Origin of the sequence: Vibrio rotiferianus CAIM 577 = LMG 21460 (genome assembly GCF_002741985.1) — a bacterium.
Lineage (GTDB): Bacteria > Pseudomonadota > Gammaproteobacteria > Enterobacterales > Vibrionaceae > Vibrio > Vibrio rotiferianus.
The window spans coordinates 42,457-61,259 of sequence record NZ_APHW01000104.1 but is presented as its reverse complement, the minus strand read 5'-3'; the positions used below and the strand labels follow the sequence as shown (position 1 = coordinate 61,259).

The 18,803-nt window shown below is 44.0% G+C and carries 21 protein-coding genes; 13 read left to right on the top strand and 8 right to left on the bottom strand.

Translation table 11 applies throughout. The features are described from left to right. The first annotated feature begins 14 nt into the window (after positions 1-14). Positions 15-1,667 carry a phosphoethanolamine transferase gene (locus B853_RS19925; RefSeq protein ID WP_038884646.1) on the top strand — a complete coding sequence of 551 codons (1,653 nt, stop codon included), beginning with the start codon at positions 15-17 and terminating at the stop codon, positions 1,665-1,667. 259 nt (positions 1,668-1,926) lie between these two features. Further along, entirely contained in the window at positions 1,927-2,859 is a 933-nt protein-coding gene (locus B853_RS19920; RefSeq protein ID WP_038884648.1) for a Gfo/Idh/MocA family protein, read from the top strand. On the opposite strand, the gene B853_RS19915 is transcribed toward B853_RS19920, so the two are convergent. After that, positions 2,860-3,783 carry a GlxA family transcriptional regulator gene (locus tag B853_RS19915; RefSeq protein WP_038884651.1) on the bottom strand — a complete coding sequence of 308 codons (924 nt, stop codon included), beginning with the start codon at positions 3,781-3,783 and terminating at the stop codon, positions 2,860-2,862. A 120-nt stretch (positions 3,784-3,903) separates the two neighbouring features. Here B853_RS19915 and B853_RS19910 point away from each other — a divergent pair, with 120 nt between their 5' ends. The 5 genes from B853_RS19910 (at position 3,904) to B853_RS19890 (ending at position 7,482) form a co-directional block, all read left to right on the top strand. Continuing rightward, complete coding sequence (locus B853_RS19910) at positions 3,904-4,422, top strand: cysteine hydrolase family protein (RefSeq protein WP_038884653.1); 519 nt, start codon at positions 3,904-3,906, stop codon at positions 4,420-4,422. Between the two features lie 260 nt (positions 4,423-4,682). Beyond that, positions 4,683-5,216, top strand: a complete 534-nt coding sequence (locus tag B853_RS19905) for a DUF3332 domain-containing protein (protein WP_038884654.1) — start codon at positions 4,683-4,685, stop codon at positions 5,214-5,216. A 270-nt stretch (positions 5,217-5,486) separates the two neighbouring features. After that, positions 5,487-5,636 (top strand): hypothetical protein, encoded by a 150-nt coding sequence (locus tag B853_RS19900; RefSeq protein WP_170001037.1) that lies wholly within the window; start codon positions 5,487-5,489, stop codon positions 5,634-5,636. Positions 5,637-5,648: 12 nt separating this feature from the next. Beyond that, positions 5,649-6,863: an MFS transporter gene (locus B853_RS19895; protein WP_038884656.1), complete on the top strand. Its 1,215-nt coding sequence runs from the start codon at positions 5,649-5,651 to the stop codon at positions 6,861-6,863. Positions 6,864-7,050: 187 nt separating this feature from the next. Next, a complete protein-coding gene (locus B853_RS19890; protein ID WP_010451166.1) occupies positions 7,051-7,482 on the top strand; it encodes a YccF domain-containing protein in 432 nt (143 codons plus the stop codon). Between the two features lie 109 nt (positions 7,483-7,591). Here B853_RS19890 and B853_RS19885 read toward each other — a convergent pair whose 3' ends face one another. The 3 genes from B853_RS19885 to B853_RS19875 all read right to left on the bottom strand — a co-directional run bounded on the left by B853_RS19885 (position 7,592) and on the right by B853_RS19875 (position 10,250). Beyond that, positions 7,592-8,242, bottom strand: a complete 651-nt coding sequence (locus B853_RS19885) for a hypothetical protein (RefSeq protein WP_038884657.1) — start codon at positions 8,240-8,242, stop codon at positions 7,592-7,594. 86 nt (positions 8,243-8,328) lie between these two features. Further along, the gene (locus B853_RS19880; protein ID WP_038884658.1) at positions 8,329-9,129 is read right to left on the bottom strand and encodes a hypothetical protein; all 801 of its coding nucleotides are present in this window, start codon (positions 9,127-9,129) and stop codon (positions 8,329-8,331) included. Positions 9,130-9,308: 179 nt separating this feature from the next. Continuing rightward, the gene (locus B853_RS19875; protein WP_038884660.1) at positions 9,309-10,250 is read right to left on the bottom strand and encodes a LysR family transcriptional regulator; all 942 of its coding nucleotides are present in this window, start codon (positions 10,248-10,250) and stop codon (positions 9,309-9,311) included. 322 nt (positions 10,251-10,572) lie between these two features. Between B853_RS19875 and B853_RS19870 the strand changes: the two genes are divergently transcribed. Beyond that, positions 10,573-11,190 (top strand): NAD(P)H-dependent oxidoreductase, encoded by a 618-nt coding sequence (locus B853_RS19870; RefSeq protein WP_010451162.1) that lies wholly within the window; start codon positions 10,573-10,575, stop codon positions 11,188-11,190. Continuing rightward, a complete protein-coding gene (locus B853_RS19865; protein ID WP_038884661.1) occupies positions 11,187-13,145 on the top strand; it encodes a monovalent cation:proton antiporter-2 (CPA2) family protein in 1,959 nt (652 codons plus the stop codon). The genes B853_RS19870 and B853_RS19865 overlap by 4 nt, the downstream gene beginning before the upstream one ends. Before the next feature lie 51 nt (positions 13,146-13,196). On the opposite strand, the gene B853_RS19860 is transcribed toward B853_RS19865, so the two are convergent. Both B853_RS19860 and B853_RS19855 read right to left on the bottom strand, forming a co-directional pair. Beyond that, complete coding sequence (locus tag B853_RS19860) at positions 13,197-13,490, bottom strand: hypothetical protein (protein ID WP_010451159.1); 294 nt, start codon at positions 13,488-13,490, stop codon at positions 13,197-13,199. A gap of 149 nt (positions 13,491-13,639) precedes the next feature. Beyond that, entirely contained in the window at positions 13,640-14,506 is an 867-nt protein-coding gene (locus tag B853_RS19855; protein WP_038884662.1) for a LysR family transcriptional regulator, read from the bottom strand. 116 nt (positions 14,507-14,622) lie between these two features. Between B853_RS19855 and B853_RS19850 the strand changes: the two genes are divergently transcribed. Continuing rightward, positions 14,623-14,994 (top strand): YybH family protein, encoded by a 372-nt coding sequence (locus B853_RS19850; protein WP_038884664.1) that lies wholly within the window; start codon positions 14,623-14,625, stop codon positions 14,992-14,994. Between the two features lie 74 nt (positions 14,995-15,068). Here B853_RS19850 and B853_RS19845 read toward each other — a convergent pair whose 3' ends face one another. Further along, positions 15,069-16,166, bottom strand: a complete 1,098-nt coding sequence (locus tag B853_RS19845) for a permease (RefSeq protein WP_038884665.1) — start codon at positions 16,164-16,166, stop codon at positions 15,069-15,071. A gap of 251 nt (positions 16,167-16,417) precedes the next feature. Between B853_RS19845 and B853_RS19840 the strand changes: the two genes are divergently transcribed. From B853_RS19840 to B853_RS19830, 3 genes are all read left to right on the top strand, one after another. Beyond that, on the top strand, positions 16,418-16,711 hold the full coding sequence (locus tag B853_RS19840; protein WP_005433559.1) for an ArsR/SmtB family transcription factor: 294 nt from the start codon (positions 16,418-16,420) through the stop codon (positions 16,709-16,711). Further along, on the top strand, positions 16,698-17,258 hold the full coding sequence (gene sigZ, locus B853_RS19835) for an RNA polymerase sigma factor SigZ (RefSeq protein WP_038884667.1): 561 nt from the start codon (positions 16,698-16,700) through the stop codon (positions 17,256-17,258). The genes B853_RS19840 and sigZ overlap by 14 nt, the downstream gene beginning before the upstream one ends. A 124-nt stretch (positions 17,259-17,382) precedes the next feature. After that, on the top strand, positions 17,383-17,862 hold the full coding sequence (locus B853_RS19830; protein WP_346243149.1) for a GNAT family N-acetyltransferase: 480 nt from the start codon (positions 17,383-17,385) through the stop codon (positions 17,860-17,862). A gap of 34 nt (positions 17,863-17,896) precedes the next feature. Here B853_RS19830 and B853_RS19825 read toward each other — a convergent pair whose 3' ends face one another. Beyond that, the gene (locus tag B853_RS19825; protein WP_038884672.1) at positions 17,897-18,790 is read right to left on the bottom strand and encodes a LysR family transcriptional regulator; all 894 of its coding nucleotides are present in this window, start codon (positions 18,788-18,790) and stop codon (positions 17,897-17,899) included. Positions 18,791-18,803: the final 13 nt, after the last annotated feature.

Below are 18,803 nucleotides of genomic sequence, written 5' to 3'. Positions count from 1 at the left end.
TAGTACCATAAATTATGAAGAATATTACATTCCCATACAAAGGTATCTCTTACGTTACCTTTACATTATTTCTCGCATTGTACTTTGCTCTTGTCGTGAACATCCCCATTTACAAAGAGCTTTCTCATATCCTCTCGAATTTGGATGAAGTAAAAATTGGTTTCATCATTACTATTCCCATTTTCTTCTTCGCCGCGTTGAACTTTTTGTTCAATTTATTCAGTTGGCCTTGGCTGAGTAAACCGTTTTTCATCGTACTGTTGGTGGTTTCTAGCATGGTTAGCTATGCGAGTTATAACTACGGTACTTTGTTCGATACAGACATGATCACAAACATCGTCGAGACAGACACCAGTGAAGCGAGCTCATACCTCAGCGCATATTCTGTCATCTGGACTTTGCTAATGGGCATGATTCCGGCTGCTTTAGTATTCAAAGTAAAGCTACAACCGCTAAATGGGCAGTGGCTTCGTTTTGTCTTAACTAAAGTCGTATCGATGCTAGCATCTTTAGCGGTGATCGCAGTGATCGCCGGGCTGTATTATCAAGACTATGCTTCAGTAGGCCGTAACAATAGCTATTTAAAAAAAGTCATTATCCCGACCCAATACGTTTACAGTATTTCGAGCTACGTAAAAGCAAAATACCTCACAACTCCAGAGCCTTACCGTGAAATTGGACTGGATGCTAAACAATCATCAATGGCTCTACAACAAGCAAACGGGAAACCAACTTTACTCGTCTTTGTTGTTGGTGAAACCGCTCGTACACAAAACTATCAATTGAATGGTTATGAGCGCGAAACTAACCCATATACCAGCAAGCTGGATGTGGTGTCATTCAAAGACGTGGCCTCATGTGGTACTGCAACCGCGGTTTCTGTTCCTTGCATGTTCTCTCAGTTAACTCGAAGCGATTTTGACCGCAGCCGCGCAGATAACCAAGATAATGCGTTGGATATTATGCAACGTGCTGGTGTTGATTTGCTATGGAAAGAAAATGATGGTGGTGACAAAGGTGTTGCCCACAACATCACTAAAATTGAGGTCGATAGAAGCCAGAAAAACGAGTTATGCAATGGAAGCACTTGCTATGATATGGCGCTACTAAACAATTTAGATACTCAAATATCTAGCATGAAAGGGAACCGAGTTATTGCGATGCATCTCATTGGAAGTCACGGACCAACATACTTCCAGCGCTACCCTAAAAACAGAGCATTTTTCCAACCTGATTGCCCTCGTGCAGATATCGAAAACTGTAGTGTTGAACAAATCGTCAATACCTATGACAACACTATTCGTTACACTGACTTCGTATTAGATCAAACCATTGCAAAGTTAAAAACATTGGAAGACAAATACAACACAGCCATGATTTATGTTTCTGATCACGGCGAATCTCTGGGTGAAAATGGCTTGTTCTTGCACGGTATGCCTTATGGACTGGCACCTGATTTTCAAAAGCGCGTTCCTATGATGCTTTGGATGTCTCCAGGCTTTAAGCAAGCCAAACACATCGATAGCGATTGCTTGCAACAAGAAGCGCAGCAAACCGCAACGCACTCACACGATAATGTCTTCCACTCGCTGTTAGGCATTATGGATATCGAAACCAATGCGTACGATGGTAAATTGGATATTTTTAAAACCTGTCGAAACTCTTAATTCAAGATAAGACAGTAAAAGCCTGACCCATTCAATGAGTCAGGCTTTTTTGTGACACTTTACACCGAAAATTCTTAGCGGGTTCAGCTATACCTAAGTAACCTAGATATGTTTGGTCCAGCGAAAACACCTTGGAAACAGCCCCGATTCCAAGACATCGTATTCCTCAAACTTGAATCAGTGGCTCATTCTAAGTCCCGCATTTTAAGGTCACTTGGGTATATAATGTTTAGCCCGCTAACAAACGAAGAAGAACCAAATGAAAATTGGCATCATTGGCTTGGGCGACATTGCTCAAAAAGCTTACCTTCCTGTTATCACTCAAATTCCAAATGTTGAGCTGGTATTTTGTACCCGCAATGCAAACGCACTCAACGCACTTGCTCAACAGTATCGAATCGCAGAAACCTGCCAAGACTATCAGCAACTGGTTGGCATGGGCGTAGATGCAGTCATGATTCACGCCGCTACTAGCGTTCACCCTCAAATTGCCGCTTTCTTTTTGGAACAAGGCATCCCTACTTTTGTCGACAAGCCTTTAGCAGATAGCGCTGCTGAAGTAGAGAAACTCTACGGTATTGCAGAGCGCGTGAAACAGCCTCTGTATGTTGGTTTCAATCGCCGTCATATTCCGCTCTACAATCAACATATGCCGAGCATCCAGAAAGGTGAACTCTCGGGCTTAAAATCACTGCGTTGGGGAAAAAACCGTCATCAATTACCGGGGGATATCCGAACCTTCATTTTTGATGATTTTATCCACCCTCTTGATAGCGTGAACATCACGGCCAAAGCAGATCTGAAAGACGCTTACATTACTCATCAAATGGATGGTGACCAACTGGCTCGTTTGGATATTCAATGGCAGCATGGTGAGACACTGCTTCACGCATCCATGAATCGCCATTTCGGGATCACCACAGAGCGTGTCCAAGCATGCTATTCAAACAAAGCAATGGAGTTTGACTCGTTTGTTGAAGGGAAACTGTGGCAAGACAATCAGGAGCAGAAGTTGAGCTTGAAGGATTGGACGCCAATGCTAACTAGTAAAGGTTTCCACTCTATGTTGCTGGATTGGTTTGAAGTCATCCAGTCAGGCAAAATCGCCTCTGAAATCGTAGCGCGTAATATCGCTAGCCACCAACTTGCCGAAGCAATTTGTCAGCATATTGAACAATCAGTGCGTCGATAATTAAGCACTAAAACGAGCGCGGAACGCTTTGGGAGCCAATCCCATGGTTTTAATGAACACTTTGCGAAACGCGCTCGCGTCTTGATACCCAACTTGATAAGCGATAACTTCAAAAGCTAAGTTGCTCGACTCTAATAAATCACACGCCTTTTGCACACGAAGATGTTGTACATACTGATTCAAATTCAAACCTGTCGCTTTTTGGAAACGTCTCTGAAGCGTGCGCTCAGTTAAACAACTGATCTCCGATAGAGCTTGGTTTGAAATCACATGTGAGAAATGATCGGCCATGTAGTGCTGAGCACTAAGAACGGCACTATCACCGTGTTGAAAATTAGGCGTGAATTGCTGATAAAAACGTTGCTCTCTGGCACCAGTATCAACCACCAGCATCTTTCCCAACAAACGCATCACTGCAGGTGTGCTTAGCTGAGATACCAGCTCCAACCCCAAATCGAGCCAAGACATCATGCCACCAGCTGTGATGACACTGCCCTCGTTGATAAGGATGGATTCAGGCTTAAGCGTCACTTTAGGAAACCTATCTCGGAATAACCCTGCCAAGCCCCAGTGTGTCGTGCACGCTTTGTTATTCAACAAATCAGCTTGCGCGAGAACAAACGCTCCTGCACATGCCGATGCAACCACCGCACCTGCTTTGTGCTGCTCAAACAACCAAGACGTTAACGCCTCACTTGGCGAAAGGTAATATTGCTCCGCACCGCTTGGCGGCAGTATGACGACCGTGAACTCATCAGCTCGAATACTATCTTCTTTCCAATCAATGATATCTGCATGAAATCGACATTCAACATCCAGCTCAATCGAAGCACGGCTTGCCATCTCAAACAGCTCCTGCAAACCATAGACTGACGCTTTTGAAGCCCCCGGATAGTTCACAATAGCAATGTTTATCCTGTTCATTCCAAATGTCGTTTTTGACCTATTTTTTGTCATTTTAGACACTAAGCAGGACAAAAGAAAGCACGCATAATAGCTCCCATACCAAAGCAACACATTCACTGAAAACAAAAGGAAAACACCATGAACCAAGCAGCACTTCTTGTTATCGATCTACAAAACGACTACTTCCCTAACGGTAAATTTCCGCTATGGAATACAGAAGCAACACTAAGCAACATCAAGAGCGCAATTGCTAAAGCGAATGAGAAAAATATTCCTATCATTCATATTCAGCACATCGCCGATCCAGCAATGGGCATTGCACCTTTCTTTAATGAAGGCTCCGAAGGCGCTGAGATTCATCCTGAGATCTTGGCACTAGCGCCAAATGCAGATGTAGTTATCAAACACTTTGCCGACAGCTTTGAACAAACAAACCTTGAAGAAGTACTACAGAAACATGGGGTAACAGAGCTATTAGTAAGTGGCATGATGACGCAAAACTGTGTCACTCATACTGCTATTTCTAAAGCGGCAGAAAAATACGATGTATCAATTCTTATGGACTGCTGTACAACGGTCGATGAAATGATCCACAACATCGCACTGCACGCTGTATCTAATCGCGTCCCTTTAGTCACAGCTGAACAAAAGCTATAAACCGCTTTATGGCACATCATGACGACACGGTATTTTCATCGTGTCGCCTAAAAGTTCAAATAGCCTTACGCCGCAACATAATCACAAACACACATAGCCATACTTATCATTCAATGAGTAACAATCACCAATAAAATCAATAACAAAGCGAAAGGCAATTTTGTATCAGCTAAATTGAACAGTGGCGTAAAATGGTAACTTTTACACTCTATTTTCCTCCAGAATCTGCGCTTCTTCTCTTACACAACTCTGGAAATAAAATGAAAAAACTCACTGTTAAGGTAATTGGTCTTTCTCTTTTAGCTGCATCACTGACTGGGTGTGTGGGTAGCAACGCCGTTACCGGAAAGTTGATGAAGTTTAACGTTGAAGTCGTTGATAACCGCTATGCGCGAGCTGGCGTCAACTTTTTGCTTGCTCCTGTATACGGCATCACAACGGCTGCTGATTATGTGGTCTTTAACTCGCTAGAATTTTGGACCGGAAAAAATCCAATTACTGGAACTCCGCATATTTTTGATAGCAAAACCAAAACACATATTAATGTGAACGACGACCTTAGCCCTGAGTTTAAAGAAGCTCCTATCGATCCGCTCACAAACAACCGTGAGATAGAGTCTGGTGAAATGTATCAAGTCGACGAGAACACCGTTCAAATGCACATTGTTTACAACAATGGTACGACGGCGACTCTGACTGGCATTAAAGATGGTGAGCAAGTCCGCTATTACATGGATGGTGAATTAGTATCTGAAACCTCGATTTCTGCTTTAGAGTCTTTTCAAAACAGCTAAAGCACGCATCAAACTCAATAAGAGAAACCTAGCTCATGCCAGCCATATAGCATGAGCTTTTGTTGTTTCTAGACTCGAATTCAGAACAAAGTTCAACCACTTTTTATGTTGATCTGTTTAACAGTCAGACGCATGCATGAAACGCATACATTACTTCACTTTTTATCATTTGTGTCATTTAAGACTTATCTCTACACTTCGCGCTCATTTTTCTACTTGAGCGCACAATGCATGCTTTTTTCTCAATCCATTTTCGCTCAGATGCTGAGAATGTCCGTCATGTTAGGGCTGTCTTTAATCATCGTCCATAACTCTCCTAGGTTATTGGATATATTGGCAGAGCAAGCCATTAATAGCGGCTGTCACCAAACCACAGGTGACGGCGAGCATCATGATCATTCTCATCATCACCATCATTAATAAGAGCAAACTATGAGTATTTTCCGATTTCCAATTCTTGTTTGGCTTGGAATAGGGATTTTGATTATTTGTCTAGGGATCAGACAATCATTCGGCATTTTCATGATGCCAATTTCTGACTACTTCCATACTGGTCGCGAGTTCTTCAGCTTTGCTATTGCATTGCAAAACTTGTTGTTTGGCGTATTTCAGCCGTTTGTTGGTATGGCTTCAGACCGTTGGGGTGCAAAGCGTATCATTATTTTAGGTGCCATTTCTTACGCTTTAGGTCTATACCTGACTTCCATCGCTGTTGAGCCAACCATGATGTATCTATCACTTGGCGTTTTGGTCGGTTTTGGCTTAAGCGCGACCAGTTATGTGATCGTTCTCGGTGCAGTGGCGAAAGTTGTTCCAGCACAACACGCAGCAAAAGCATTTGGTTTGACGACAGCAGCAGGATCATTCGGTATGTTCGCCATGATCCCTGGAGCCCAAGCACTATTGAGTGATTTTGGCTGGCAAGGTGCTCTTCAAGTGTTCGCTGTGCTGTGTAGCTTTATGGTGATGTTTGCGTTGTTCATGAGAACCACGAAACCGCAAACGAGTGAAACTGCAAACACACAAGAAGACACACAAACTCTAAAAGAAGCATTGAAAGAAGCCTTTTCACATAAAGGCTATTGGCTAATCCATGCTGGCTTCTTTGTTTGTGGTTTCCACGTAATGTTCATCGCGACTCACCTGCCGAGTTACTTAGCCGATAAAGATTTACCCGCATCAACGGCGGCGATGGCGCTAGCGTACGTCGGCATTTTCAACATCTTTGGCTCGTACTTCTGGGGTGTAATGGCAGACCGCTTTAACAAGCGTCATGTTATGTCTGCACTTTATTTGATGCGCACAGTCGTAATCGGTGCTTTTGTGACGCTACCTGTCACCGAACACACCGCCGCTATCTTTGGTGGTGCAATTGGCTTCTGTTGGTTAGGTACCGTGCCACTGACTTCCGGCTTAGTTCGTCAAATCTTTGGAGCTCGTTACCTTTCCACCTTGTATGGCTTGGTGTTCTTTACGCACCAAGTAGGTAGCTTCTTAGGAGCTTGGGTTGGTGGTCGTATTTACGATTACTACGGTTCGTACGATCCAATCTGGTGGTCAACCGTTGTATTAGCATTTGTTGCAGCGCTGATTCACCTGCCGATCAATGACAAGCCAGTTCCTCGCTTGAACTTAGCTACCGCCTAACCTGAAAGGCTCTCGACAATTCTCGTTGAGAGCCTTTTGTTTATTCAATCTCATGTGACCTAGTACCTCTATTAAATCCGCGTTCTCATCAATGATTGCGTATTTAAGATAAAGTGTGCACATTCATCCTCTGTTAAGATTCGTGTGACATACTTAACACAACGCTATAAATCAAAAAGGGTTTTAAATGAGAACACTCGGCAACATCATCTGGTTTGTATTCGGTGGCGTATTTATGGGTTTGCTATGGTGGTTCTTCGGACTATTAGCATTCATCAGCATCATCGGTATTCCATGGGGACGTGCTTGTTTTGTAATGGGTAATTTCTCGTTCTTCCCATTCGGCAAAGAAGCCGTTTCACGAGATGAGTTAACCAATGAAATGGACATCGGTACCAGTCCACTTGGCGTCATTGGTAATGTGATTTGGTTTGTGTTTGCTGGTCTCTGGTTGGCAATCGGTCATGTGCTTTCCGCTGTAGCATGCTTTGTCACCATCATCGGCATTCCGTTCGCCCTTCAACACCTGAAGCTTGCGGTTATCTCTCTTGCTCCGATAGGTAAAACAGTCGTAACGACTGAAGAAGCCACTATGGCTCGCTACAACATCAATCGTTAATGTGTTAACCCTCTGAGCACCCTGCTTAGAGGGTTATTCCTGTCAAAAGTAACCCTATAATCGCCACTGCATATTCAATAATGGTTGATTGTATGTTCATACCTTCACCTTAAAAGTTAAAGTTAATCCCTAGCTCAACGCTGTTTTCTTCACTTACTTTGGTCGAACCTGGCGAAACCCTGTGCTCACCAAACGTATACTTCACGTAGGGTTCTAGCCACTTCGGTTTTAACGTGATTCGCACCTCGTGGTTTGTACGATGACCTCCCTCTGTCAACTTTTTATCGTAGTTATAAGCATAGCCAAGACTGAGAAAATCAATTGGTGTATAGCTCGTTCCAACCGTGTTTTTCCACTCTCTTGCGGTATTTTCGAATGCAGGGAATGACTTACCAATAGCACTTTCTCTCCATTCATGAGAACTATTGGCATAAACCATCCAATCATTGCCTAACGCCATTCCAGTAAACACCCCAACGTCATAAACATCGAACAAATCAGCTCGTCCATAACTCACAAAAGCTTCGGTATAGAACTGTCCGAGCATGACACCGTAGCCAGTCCCCAGTTCTAGGTAGCCGGTAGAGTCAATTTCAGCGGAGATATTCCACTCTTCGGTAGCTTGTAAATAACCGCTGGCCGTGACAATCCATTCATCATCTGTATTGGATACGTCCAATCCAAACTCTGGCATTTTATAGTCAGCGGAAAAACACGGGATAGCAAAGAGCGCGCAAAGCAGTGTCAAAGATTTGTTCATTGGGGAAACCTATTAAAAAAGTATGAAACAAAAAAGGAGCCACTTTACTCAAGCGGCTCCTTGCTCATTACCCTTATGCGATTGACTTATGAACGCTCAGCGCGGTCACGAATCGCTCTTTTTATTTGCTGACGCTGCTCTTGTGACAGAGACTGTACTTTTTGCTTCAACTCTGCACGTTGCTCTTGAGTTAGCTCGTGAACAGGCAGGCTGGCAGCCCCTTCAATTGGGTTCTCCGGGCTTGCTTCAATTGGATTTACCGGTCCGCCTGCAATTGGATGCTCCGGCACAGGTTCAATCGGATTTACTGGACCGCCTTCAATTGGATGCTCAGGTACTGGCTCAATCGGATTTACTGGACCACCTTCAATTGGATGCTCAGGTACTGGCTCAATTGGATTTACGGGACCACCTGCAATTGGATGCTCCGGCACTGGCTCAATTGGGTTTGCTGGCTCCCATTCAATTGGGTGTTCCGGCGTTGGTTCAATAGGATGTACAGGATTGAGCTTCACTTCTTCGACAATTAATCGTCCATCTTCTACGCTCAAGTGTACGAAGCCTTTGTCATTCACAAACACCAATTCGTTATTACGTACTTCGATATTACCAACCACGTTACCTGAAGCGTCTTTAACTACATCACCATCTGTAAAGTAAAGCTCTCCGCCAACATTAAATACGGTATTACCTTCTACACCGCGAATAGCTACTGTGTTGTACTCGCCGTTGTCACCTTGAATTGCCATACCATCGAAATGCTCACCTTCAAAGGTTTGAACAGAAGCAACACCTGCTGGCTCACTTGGGGAGTCCGAAGAACCTGATGATGAACAGCCGGCTAGAAAAGATGCTGCGATAACGGCACTTAGTAATTTAACTTTCATGATTTACTCTCTTAATTTGTCGAAATTCAGGGCTGCCTCTTGCAGATTCAGTGGACTCCCTGCCCGATGAAGAGAAGTATATTGAACAGCGTTTTTTGTCTCTAATCGCTTAAAAGAAACCCGCACTTAACGGCGGGTTATTAATAAACGATGGTAGTTAGCTTGATAACTGATGGTTATTATTGTTCGGTTTCAAGGTCAAGGTGCCCGACAATAATGTTCGTCACTAGGTTCCTCAACCAATGCACCATTTCATTGCGTCGATTCTTATGATGGTAATAAGCAAGTAATGATGGCTCGACCACCATGCCTTCCAGCTCAATATCAAGCCTACGGAGTTTATACAGCTTATCGACATTCACGGTTTTTGATGCTGGAAACACCATATCTGAATTCGCTACCACATCAATAATTGCTGACGGCAGCTCTGAACGAAAGGCGATTTTAGGCTCTACCCCTTTGATCTTCATGATTTTTTCTGAAAAAGAAATATTGGAGTTCCAGTCTGCAGCGATAACCGTCGCAAACTCAAGATGTTTACAATCAGAAACTCTTAGGCAGTTACCTTTCAGAGGATGGTCTTTTCGAACGTAAGCACAAAATGCATCTTTAACGATCTCTTTCGTCAAGAGCTCTTTGGGGGCATGGTTGATTTCATAATTCACACCAAGGAGTACTTCGTCCTTAATGATCTCGTCCATGGTAGAGCGAGACCAGTTAAGCAAATGTACTTGAACGTTAGGTGCCGCTTGTCTGATTGCTTGGAAGATTTCGCTTGCGTACGAGCTAAGGATAAATGGTGCTAATGCGAGCTTAATCGTCCCATTCATCTCCAATGGATTAAAATCTTTAGAGCCATTGAGTGTAATGGATATTTCATCGAGTAACGGTGCAAGGCTTTCAGCCAATTCGTTGGCATATTCAGTCGCTCTCAAACCATGGTGAGTTTTAACAAATAGCTCATCGTCAAAATGATCCCGCAGCCTCTGTAATGCCTTACTCACTGCTGGTTGAGAAACAAATAATCGTTCAGCCGCACGTCGCATGTTTCGCTCTTGATGAAGGATGATAAACGTCCTCAGTAAATTGAGGTCGAGATTAGAGAAGAGGTCTTTTGCCATAAAATTACGTCGTTGATAACTTAAGGTTATTATTCAGCATACGAACAGATTTGACGACTTTCCAACCAGCAAACACCAATTATTTGCGATCGATACGTCTTCATGACGGAAAAATAACAAAGACAGTTCATGCACGAATCCTGATCCCCCAAAGAATGATACCACCCCATGCATAGCGCTTATTATTGAAAATGAGCTTACCCTTCGTTTGTTCAATCACTAAAGTAGATAGGGCATCATTTATGAGTTACAGTTTGTTACAGCAATCAAAAGTCTTTCATTCCTATACCAAAAATGGTTTAGACGCATAGCAAGGATTCCTATGATAAATAAAAAAGTCCTCATTCTCTTTGCGCATCCTTCCCAGCATCGCTCAGAAGTTAACGCTCCTCTTTTTAAAGCAGCGAACACTGTTGAAGGCGTCACTTGCGTAGATCTCTATGCTGAATACCCGCACTTCAATATCAACATAGACCGCGAACAGCAGCGTTTGCGTGATCACGATGTGGTGATTTTTCAGTTTCCATTGTATTGGTACTCGACACCCGCCATCTTAAAAGAGTGGCAAGATTTGGTGTTAGAGTACGGTTTTGCTTATGGCTCTGAAGGAACTGAACTACAAGGAAAAACACTACTCTGTGTGCTCTCTGCTGGCGGTAAAGAAGAAGCATATAAAGCAGAAGGTTACAACCATTTCACTATTCGAGAATTGCTTGCTCCTATCGAGCAGATGTCTGCGCTCACCGGGATGCATTACATTGCACCATTGGCGCTGTTTGGTTCTCGTACCGCGCAAGAAGAAAACCGAATTGATCAGCATATAGAGCGTTACAAAACGCTACTTAGTGCGTTGGTCAATGATACGCTGGATCTCAAAGCTGCCGCTTCACTCATCAAACTCAACAGCGCACTCCCACAACTGATTAAGGAAGCGTCATGACAGGGATATTCTTACAAGCCTTCGTTTATCTTATTGCCGCCGTTATAGCCGTCCCTTTAGCAAAGCGTTTAGGTTTAGGTTCGGTACTGGGGTACCTGATCGCTGGTGTGGTTATTGGGCCAATCATTGGATTAGTCGGTGAAGAAACCACGACTATTCAACACTTCGCCGAATTTGGCGTCGTGATGATGTTATTTCTTGTTGGTTTAGAGCTTGAGCCCAAAATGCTTTGGGCGATGCGTAACCGCTTAATGGGCTTAGGTGGTCTCCAAGTTGGTGGTACTACTGCGCTAATTATGGCAATCGCAATTTACTTTGGTCAGCCATGGACCATTGCACTGGCAATCGGCTTAATTTTTGCGCTGTCATCCACTGCGATTGTTCTGCAAACCTTTAGTGAAAAAGGATTAACCAAAACCGAAGGTGGTCAAAACGCGTTCTCGGTACTGCTTTTCCAAGATATCGCAGTTATTCCAATGCTGGCGTTTATTCCACTGTTGGCACTGCCAGAGTTGGTAGAACAAGCACAATCGACAGCTCAAGCAGCCGCAGAACATCATGAAGAACTCAGCTTGGTTGCTGGACTTCCTGGCTGGGCTTACGGCCTAGTGATTACGGCCTCTATTGCTATTGTCGTTGTTGGCGGACATTTCTTAAGTCGTCCACTATTCCGCTACGTAGCAAGCTCTGGCCTGCGTGAAATCTTTACCGCAACGGCACTGATGCTGGTGATCGGCATTGCTGCTTTGATGAGCCTAGTGGGTTTATCTCCTGCTCTAGGTACTTTCTTAGCAGGCGTAGTATTAGCGAACAGTGAATTCCGCCATGAATTGGAGTCAAACATTGAACCATTCAAAGGTTTGCTGCTGGGTCTGTTCTTTATCACGGTTGGCGCAGGCATCGACTTCTCAGTACTGTTCAGCGATTTTGGTTTGATCATCGCTCTTACGCTAGCTGTGATGATCCTGAAAGCGGCGATTCTGTTTATTCTTGCTTTCATTTTCCGAATCAAAGGCAGCAACCGATGGTTGTTTACGTTGAGCTTAGCGCAAGCGGGTGAGTTTGGCTTTGTACTTCTGAGCTTCTCAGTGCAAAACCACGTGATTCCATTTGAGCTTTCACAAACACTGGCATTGGTAGTTGCGATCTCAATGTTCTTGACGCCAGGATTATTCATCCTGTTCGACAAAGTCATTCTTCCTCGCTTTGAGAGTGAATCTAACGAGCGCGAAAGCGACACGATTGAAGAACAAGGTACGGTCATCATCGCAGGTATTGGCCGATTTGGTCAGATCGTCAATCGCCTATTGGTGTCTAATGGCGTTCAAACGGTCGTGCTAGATCACCAAGCCAGTCAAGTAGATAACATGCGTCAAATAGGTACACGTGCTTACTTTGGTGATGCCATGCGCCCAGACATGTTACATACCGCAGGAATTGAACACGCTGCCGCACTTGTGGTTGCCATTGATAACCAAGAAGCCAGTGTCGAACTGGTCAAATACGTTAAGCACACCTATCCAAAAGTGAAAGTAATCGCTCGCGCGTTCGACCGTGGCCATGGCTACCTGCTCCGCCAAGCCGGTGCCGATATTATCGAATCCGAGACGTACCACTCTGCATTAGAAATGGGTGGACACGTAATGAAATCTCTTGGAATTCACCCATTTTATGTTGAGCAGCAAAAAACAACGTATAAGCGGGTAGAGGATCGTAAATCAGACATGCTTTACGAAGCGTGGGCCGATGACTCTGAGGGCGAACGTTACGATAACAACTTCCGTCAACTGTTTATTCACCTTGAGGAGAGGATGGCTGAAGAGATGCAGAAAGATCGTCACGATAAACTGTCCCGCTCAGAACGCGGTTGGACACCGCCACCGAAAGGATACGCAGACGACTTCAACGAAGACAACGTCCAAGAGCTGCAACCTTGCAAAGAAGTGCCTAAATAAATTCTGAAACCTCCCTCTGGGAGGTTTTTTATCACCCAAGAAAATGGGAAACTACATAAGATCACTCATGAGCATCTCGTATTCCTCATTTGCTTCATCCACAAGATGAGAAAGCTCCAATGCATCGGTTTTGGCAAGAGTAAACTGCCATGGAACTGTGTCTTCCTTCCCACAAATGCGTGTTTGAGCACCACTGCTTTCAAAAGAAAGGTCATCAAATTCGGTGCTATGGTGCTCTTGAAGCTCGACAATTTCTACTTCCAATTTGCCTACAGGATTGACTTCAATATGGGCGTGTAAATCTGGGCTATTCGATAAACAATACTCTCGATGAACTGCAATCATGGCTGCCTCCTTGGTGTGCCAACTGCCAACTCATCAAACAGTGTAGACGAGGGAGTTTGAACGCGGGGTGAAATAATGATGAAGATTGATCCTGAATAAAAATGCAGCAACTTTAATTTCGGACTCCTCCTATTGTTCCGCTCTGCCCCTTAGTTTCTACATAAAATCACTTCTTCGATACGCTCTTCAATTGCCTTTATCGCTAATGTTACCGCCATCGGCACGTGAGCTTGATATGGATGCAACACATAAATCGGATTCACCTTTGGCGCTTTAGCTTGAGGTACAGGTTCAAGAAGCGAGTTCGAGGCCAACATAAAGTCAGGCAAGATCCCAAAACCTAATCCCATTTCTAAAAGGCTCTCTACATCAAACACAGTATTTGCACGATGCTTTACTAAGTATTGAACTTGGTGCTCTTTCTCATCCAAAGAGAAGGCATGAACAATGGGCTCCACCTGCCAGTGTTGAGCGATATAAGAAGTGGCTTCAATGTCAACATGGGTCTCTTTAGCCCGACATAATACGTCACAAAACTGCCCCACCTTACGCTGTTTTATGTTCGAATCACCAGATGCCCCTACGCGCACCGCGAGGTCGATATCCTGCTGAACAATATCGACATGCTTATCATCACTGACTAGATTTAAATGCACATCTGGGTAATCAGAAAAAACGCTCGTTAAAGCAGGGAGCACTATTGGACGCATTAATGCATGTGGCGCAGTGACGGTTAGTTTTCCCGTAGGCACTTGCTTCAACTCTGCCGCTTCTAACCATGCCGCTTCAGCTTGCTTTGTCATTTGCGCACACTGCTGATAAAAACGTTCACCAGCGGAGGTTAATGCTTGCTTTCTCGTTGTGCGTTTGAGCAAACACGTGTCCAGCTCTTGCTCTAGATGCTTCAAAGCAGAGCTCAATACCGACTTAGAAAGCTCCAACTTTTCTGCAGCTTTGGAGATCGACCCACATTCAACAATATGAACGAATAGAGACATTAAACGCAGCTTATTCATCGCCTTCCTTATTGTTCTGTTTTAAAGAACATTCAATTCTTATTACTTTGTTTTTCTCTCTCAATTCTACTCCTATGATTGCTACATAAACAAACACCAATTAAAGGACATTCAGGATGACCCAATCAGTTTTAGAACGTGCTCAAGCAGGCATCTCAGCATGGCAAGTCGCTTTCAATAATCAAGATGCTGCGGGCTGCGCAGCGCAATACGCCGAAGATGCTATTATGGTGGCAAAGCCTTTTGGCACCTTTGAGGGACGTGGAGCGATCCAAGCATTCTGGCAAAACATCATGGACCAAGGTTTTAACAGCGTGGACTACACCAACACTAAGTGGGAAAAAGACAGCGAAAATGGCTACATTCTTACGTCAGATTGGACGATGAACAAGGCGTTTGGTGTCGTGCACAAAGAATTGTGGGAAATTCAAGAAGATGGCCTATCTCGCCTCACTTACGATGAATTTGAAGTGCTTGGCGAGCGATAAGCTTTAAGTCTTTCAGAATAAAAATCCCCAAGCCGAAACTTGGGGATTTTTGTTTTTCAGTTTACTTAATTACATTAAGCAAAGATGAAGGTGTATAGGTAACCTGCGCCCATTGCCATCGTTAAGATGACGAATAGGAAGGCTGCAATCATTTGGTTCTTAAAGATTGATTTCAACAAAATCACTTCTGTAAGACTTGCACCTGCGCTACCAATGATAAGAGCCATTACTGAACCCAGTGCCATACCTTTTTGTACTAGTGCTGCGCTTAGTGGAATTACGGCCTCTGCACGGATGTACAATGGAATACCAATAATTGCTGCTACTGGAATCGCGTACCACTTCGCTTCACCTGCGTACTCCGCAATAAGATCCGTTGGGATGAAGCCGTAAATGAATGAACCAATCGCAATACCCATCATCAGGTAAGGGAACACTTGTTTAAAGTCTTTCCAAGTTGAGTGCCAAATACGTACCCAGCGGCTAGGTTCTTTTTCTTCCACGATTGTTGCTGTTGCAGTACCGTCTGATGAACAGCAAGACACTTCCACTTTAGGCTCTGCTTTTGGTTCGCTATCACCACAACAAGATGTTTTTGCTGCAACTGGTGCAGATTCGCCACAGGCACTGGTAGTGCAGCTTGATACTGGTTTCGCTTGTTCTTTTTTCTTGCTTGAATCACCGCAAGATGTACCACATGAAGAGGTGCCTGCTGCTTCGTACGCTTCTGGTTTTACGTAACGTTCAAAGCCTAGCTTTTCAAGTATATAGCCCGCAACCACAGACACCGTCATTGCGATAGCAAAGTAGAATACCGCGACTTTCCAACCAAAGGTCACCACAAACAAGCCAATGATCACTGGGTTAAGCAGTGGACTTGCAAATAAGAACACCATCATAGGTCCGAAACCTGCTCTTGCACGCAATAGACCTTTCAAGAAAGGAATCGTCGAACACGAACAGAAAGGCGTAATCGAACCTAATAGCGCAGCAATGAAGTAGCCTTTACCCTTTTTCGAGCTCAGGATCGATTGAATTTTTTCTGGCGTTAGAAAATCTTGCAACACACCCACAATGTAGCTTATCGCTAGGAATAGGATGATAAGTTCGGTTGCTAGAAACGCAAACATATCAAGCGCTTCCTTAGCCATAGTCATGATTTCTGGATTCATATTGATTCTCCTACTGATGTCACATCAGTAACTGTAAATTTCCTAATGAAGCTGAATTCTTCATTTCTATTTTTCTCGAATTATAGAATTAAAAAACAATGCGTCAACCATTATATTTCGATAAATGTCGAAATATAATTTTAATTCTTATTTATCAACAAATTAACTATTGAAACTTTCTTGTTTGCTATTCATCCACACTTTCACTATCATCGAAATGTATTTATCGTCTGTCATTCCAAGAGGTCAGTATGGAACTCGAAGCTGTAGCAAAAGCGCTCAAAGAGCTAGGACACCCTACCCGTTTATGTATCTATAAAGAGGTGGTCAAAGCAGGCTATGAAGGAATCGCGGTTGGTGGCGTACAAGATAAACTTGGTATTCCAGCCTCTACCCTTTCTCATCACATTTCGAGCCTAGCCTCAGCCGGCTTAATCAGTCAGCGCCGTGAAGGTCGTACTTTGTATTGTGTTGCTGAGTATGAATGCTTAGATACGGTTATTGGCTTCTTGCGTGACGAGTGTTGCATCAATGAAAACTGCTAACCTCGAATCGATTTGGAGCGAATACGAACACGCTATTCATGCTTTCTTACGCTCTAAAGTCAGTAATGAAGACGACGTAGACGACTTAAAACAAGAGATCTTACTCAAGACGTATCAGAATCTTGGGGACATTCGCGACGTATCAAGCGTGAAATCATGGCTATTCCAAATCGCCAATAACGCCATCATCGATTTCTACCGTAAACGTGCGCGAAATCAGCGTGATAATGATCTCGTCGCTGACGATCTTTGGTTTGAAGAACAAGAAGCGAGCCTTAAACAAGAACTCTCGAAGTGCATTGCGCCGTTTGTGCAGGCGCTACCAGAAGAGCAATCGCAACTGCTCGCTTCTATTGAGCTCGAAGGCATGAGTCAGAAGAAGCTAGCAGAACAACAAGGCATCAGTTACTCGACTCTCAAATCACGCGTACAAAAAGGACGTGTAGAATTGAAAAAGCTGTTTGAAGAATGTTGTAGCTTCTCATTCGACAAGCAAGGTCGTATGACAGATTGCAACCAAAACGGTTCTTCATGCGATAAGTGCTAGCCTCGCGGTATATACCATCTCGTAATAAATACTAATAGCTTGGCGGCTTCTTTGGGGCCGCCTGTCTATGAACTCCCTCACAGCTTTGCCCGACCGTTAGTTATCTCATTTGCTATCTTACTGAATAGTAAGCTTTACTTCTTTTGCTTTAAGGAAGAAGGAATCTCGTATTTATGATCTCACTAAAGAAAACTACCTAGACTGTATTCGTCTCAATCTGCATCCTGAACAAGAAGAAAATCTTGCCTCCAACGCGATTACGATTGCTCAATCACGCTTTGAAACCGACTACCGGCTGAAAGTGATTTATGAGCAAGAGACTGTGATCGGTTTGCTCGCTTTTTGCCATGAAGATGAACCACTCGATTACTCCATTTACTGGCTATTTCGTTTTATGATCGACAAAGATCATCAGAACAAAGGCTATGGCAAGCGGGTACTAAGCTTACTTGTTGAAGAGGTGAAGCGACTTGGCGGTAAAACCCTACTTACGATGCACAAGCCAACCAATCAGCAGGCAGGTAAGCTTTATCGTGCGTTTGGGTTTCATGAAGATGGCGTACTTGATGATGGTGATATTTCATTAAGGTTGAGGCTTAACTAATCTAGTACTGCCCCACTAGATAAGCTTTCGAGTATTAAGCCTGCTTATCAAACCACTCGGTCACCAAGGCCACCAGCTTTTGATGCACAGGGCTTAGCGTGTTGCCTCGTTTAAGTAACACGTACCCTGCACGACCTTCATTCGCCATAAAATCAATGTTTAACGGCACAAATTCACCTTTTTCATCGTGAGCTTGCACTAAGTGATGTGGAAGCAAGGCAAAGCCCTCATTTTTCAATAATCGCATCAATACATCGATGTTGCTGATGCGAGAGATGTTGGGCGACATCACCTGCTGGTTGCCTAGTGCACTGGTGCTGAAATTCTCAGCGATGTATTGATGATGTGACGCAAGATCTTGCAAAGTCACAACGGCTTTCTGAGCTATCAGGCTTTGCCTGTGGGCGTAAAAGGTAAACTTAGGATAGCCCAAGTTAATAAACGACATTCCTTCGGTTGGAAATGCTTGTCCTCGGTTAAGTACCACTGCAAAGTCCGCTTGTTTCGCCATTAGCATCTCTAACGCTTCATCACGGCTTCGATGCAACCAATGAATCGCAGTGTTCTTATATTGCTTGCGCAGAGACAGGTCGATATCCGCTATGGCATCACACGGCACCGACATATCATGGCAAATCGTTATCTCCGGGATATCCCCTTGAGAGTAGCTGTCACAAGAAAGCTCTAAAGACTGCATTTGGTAAAGAATGTGCTTGGCTTGAGTAAGTAACGTCGCCCCTACTTCCGTCAAGACTGGCATTCTTCCTTTGCGTTCAAATAAGGTTACATCCCAATCAATTTCTAGATCGCTGACTTGATGGTGAAGCGTCGCTCGGTCTTTCCCAACAACCCTCGCGGCTTGGCTGAATGAACCATGCTCAGCGACAGCAACAAATGCAGTAAGTTGGTCGAAACTGGCTCTAGGCATAAGAAGCTCCTCA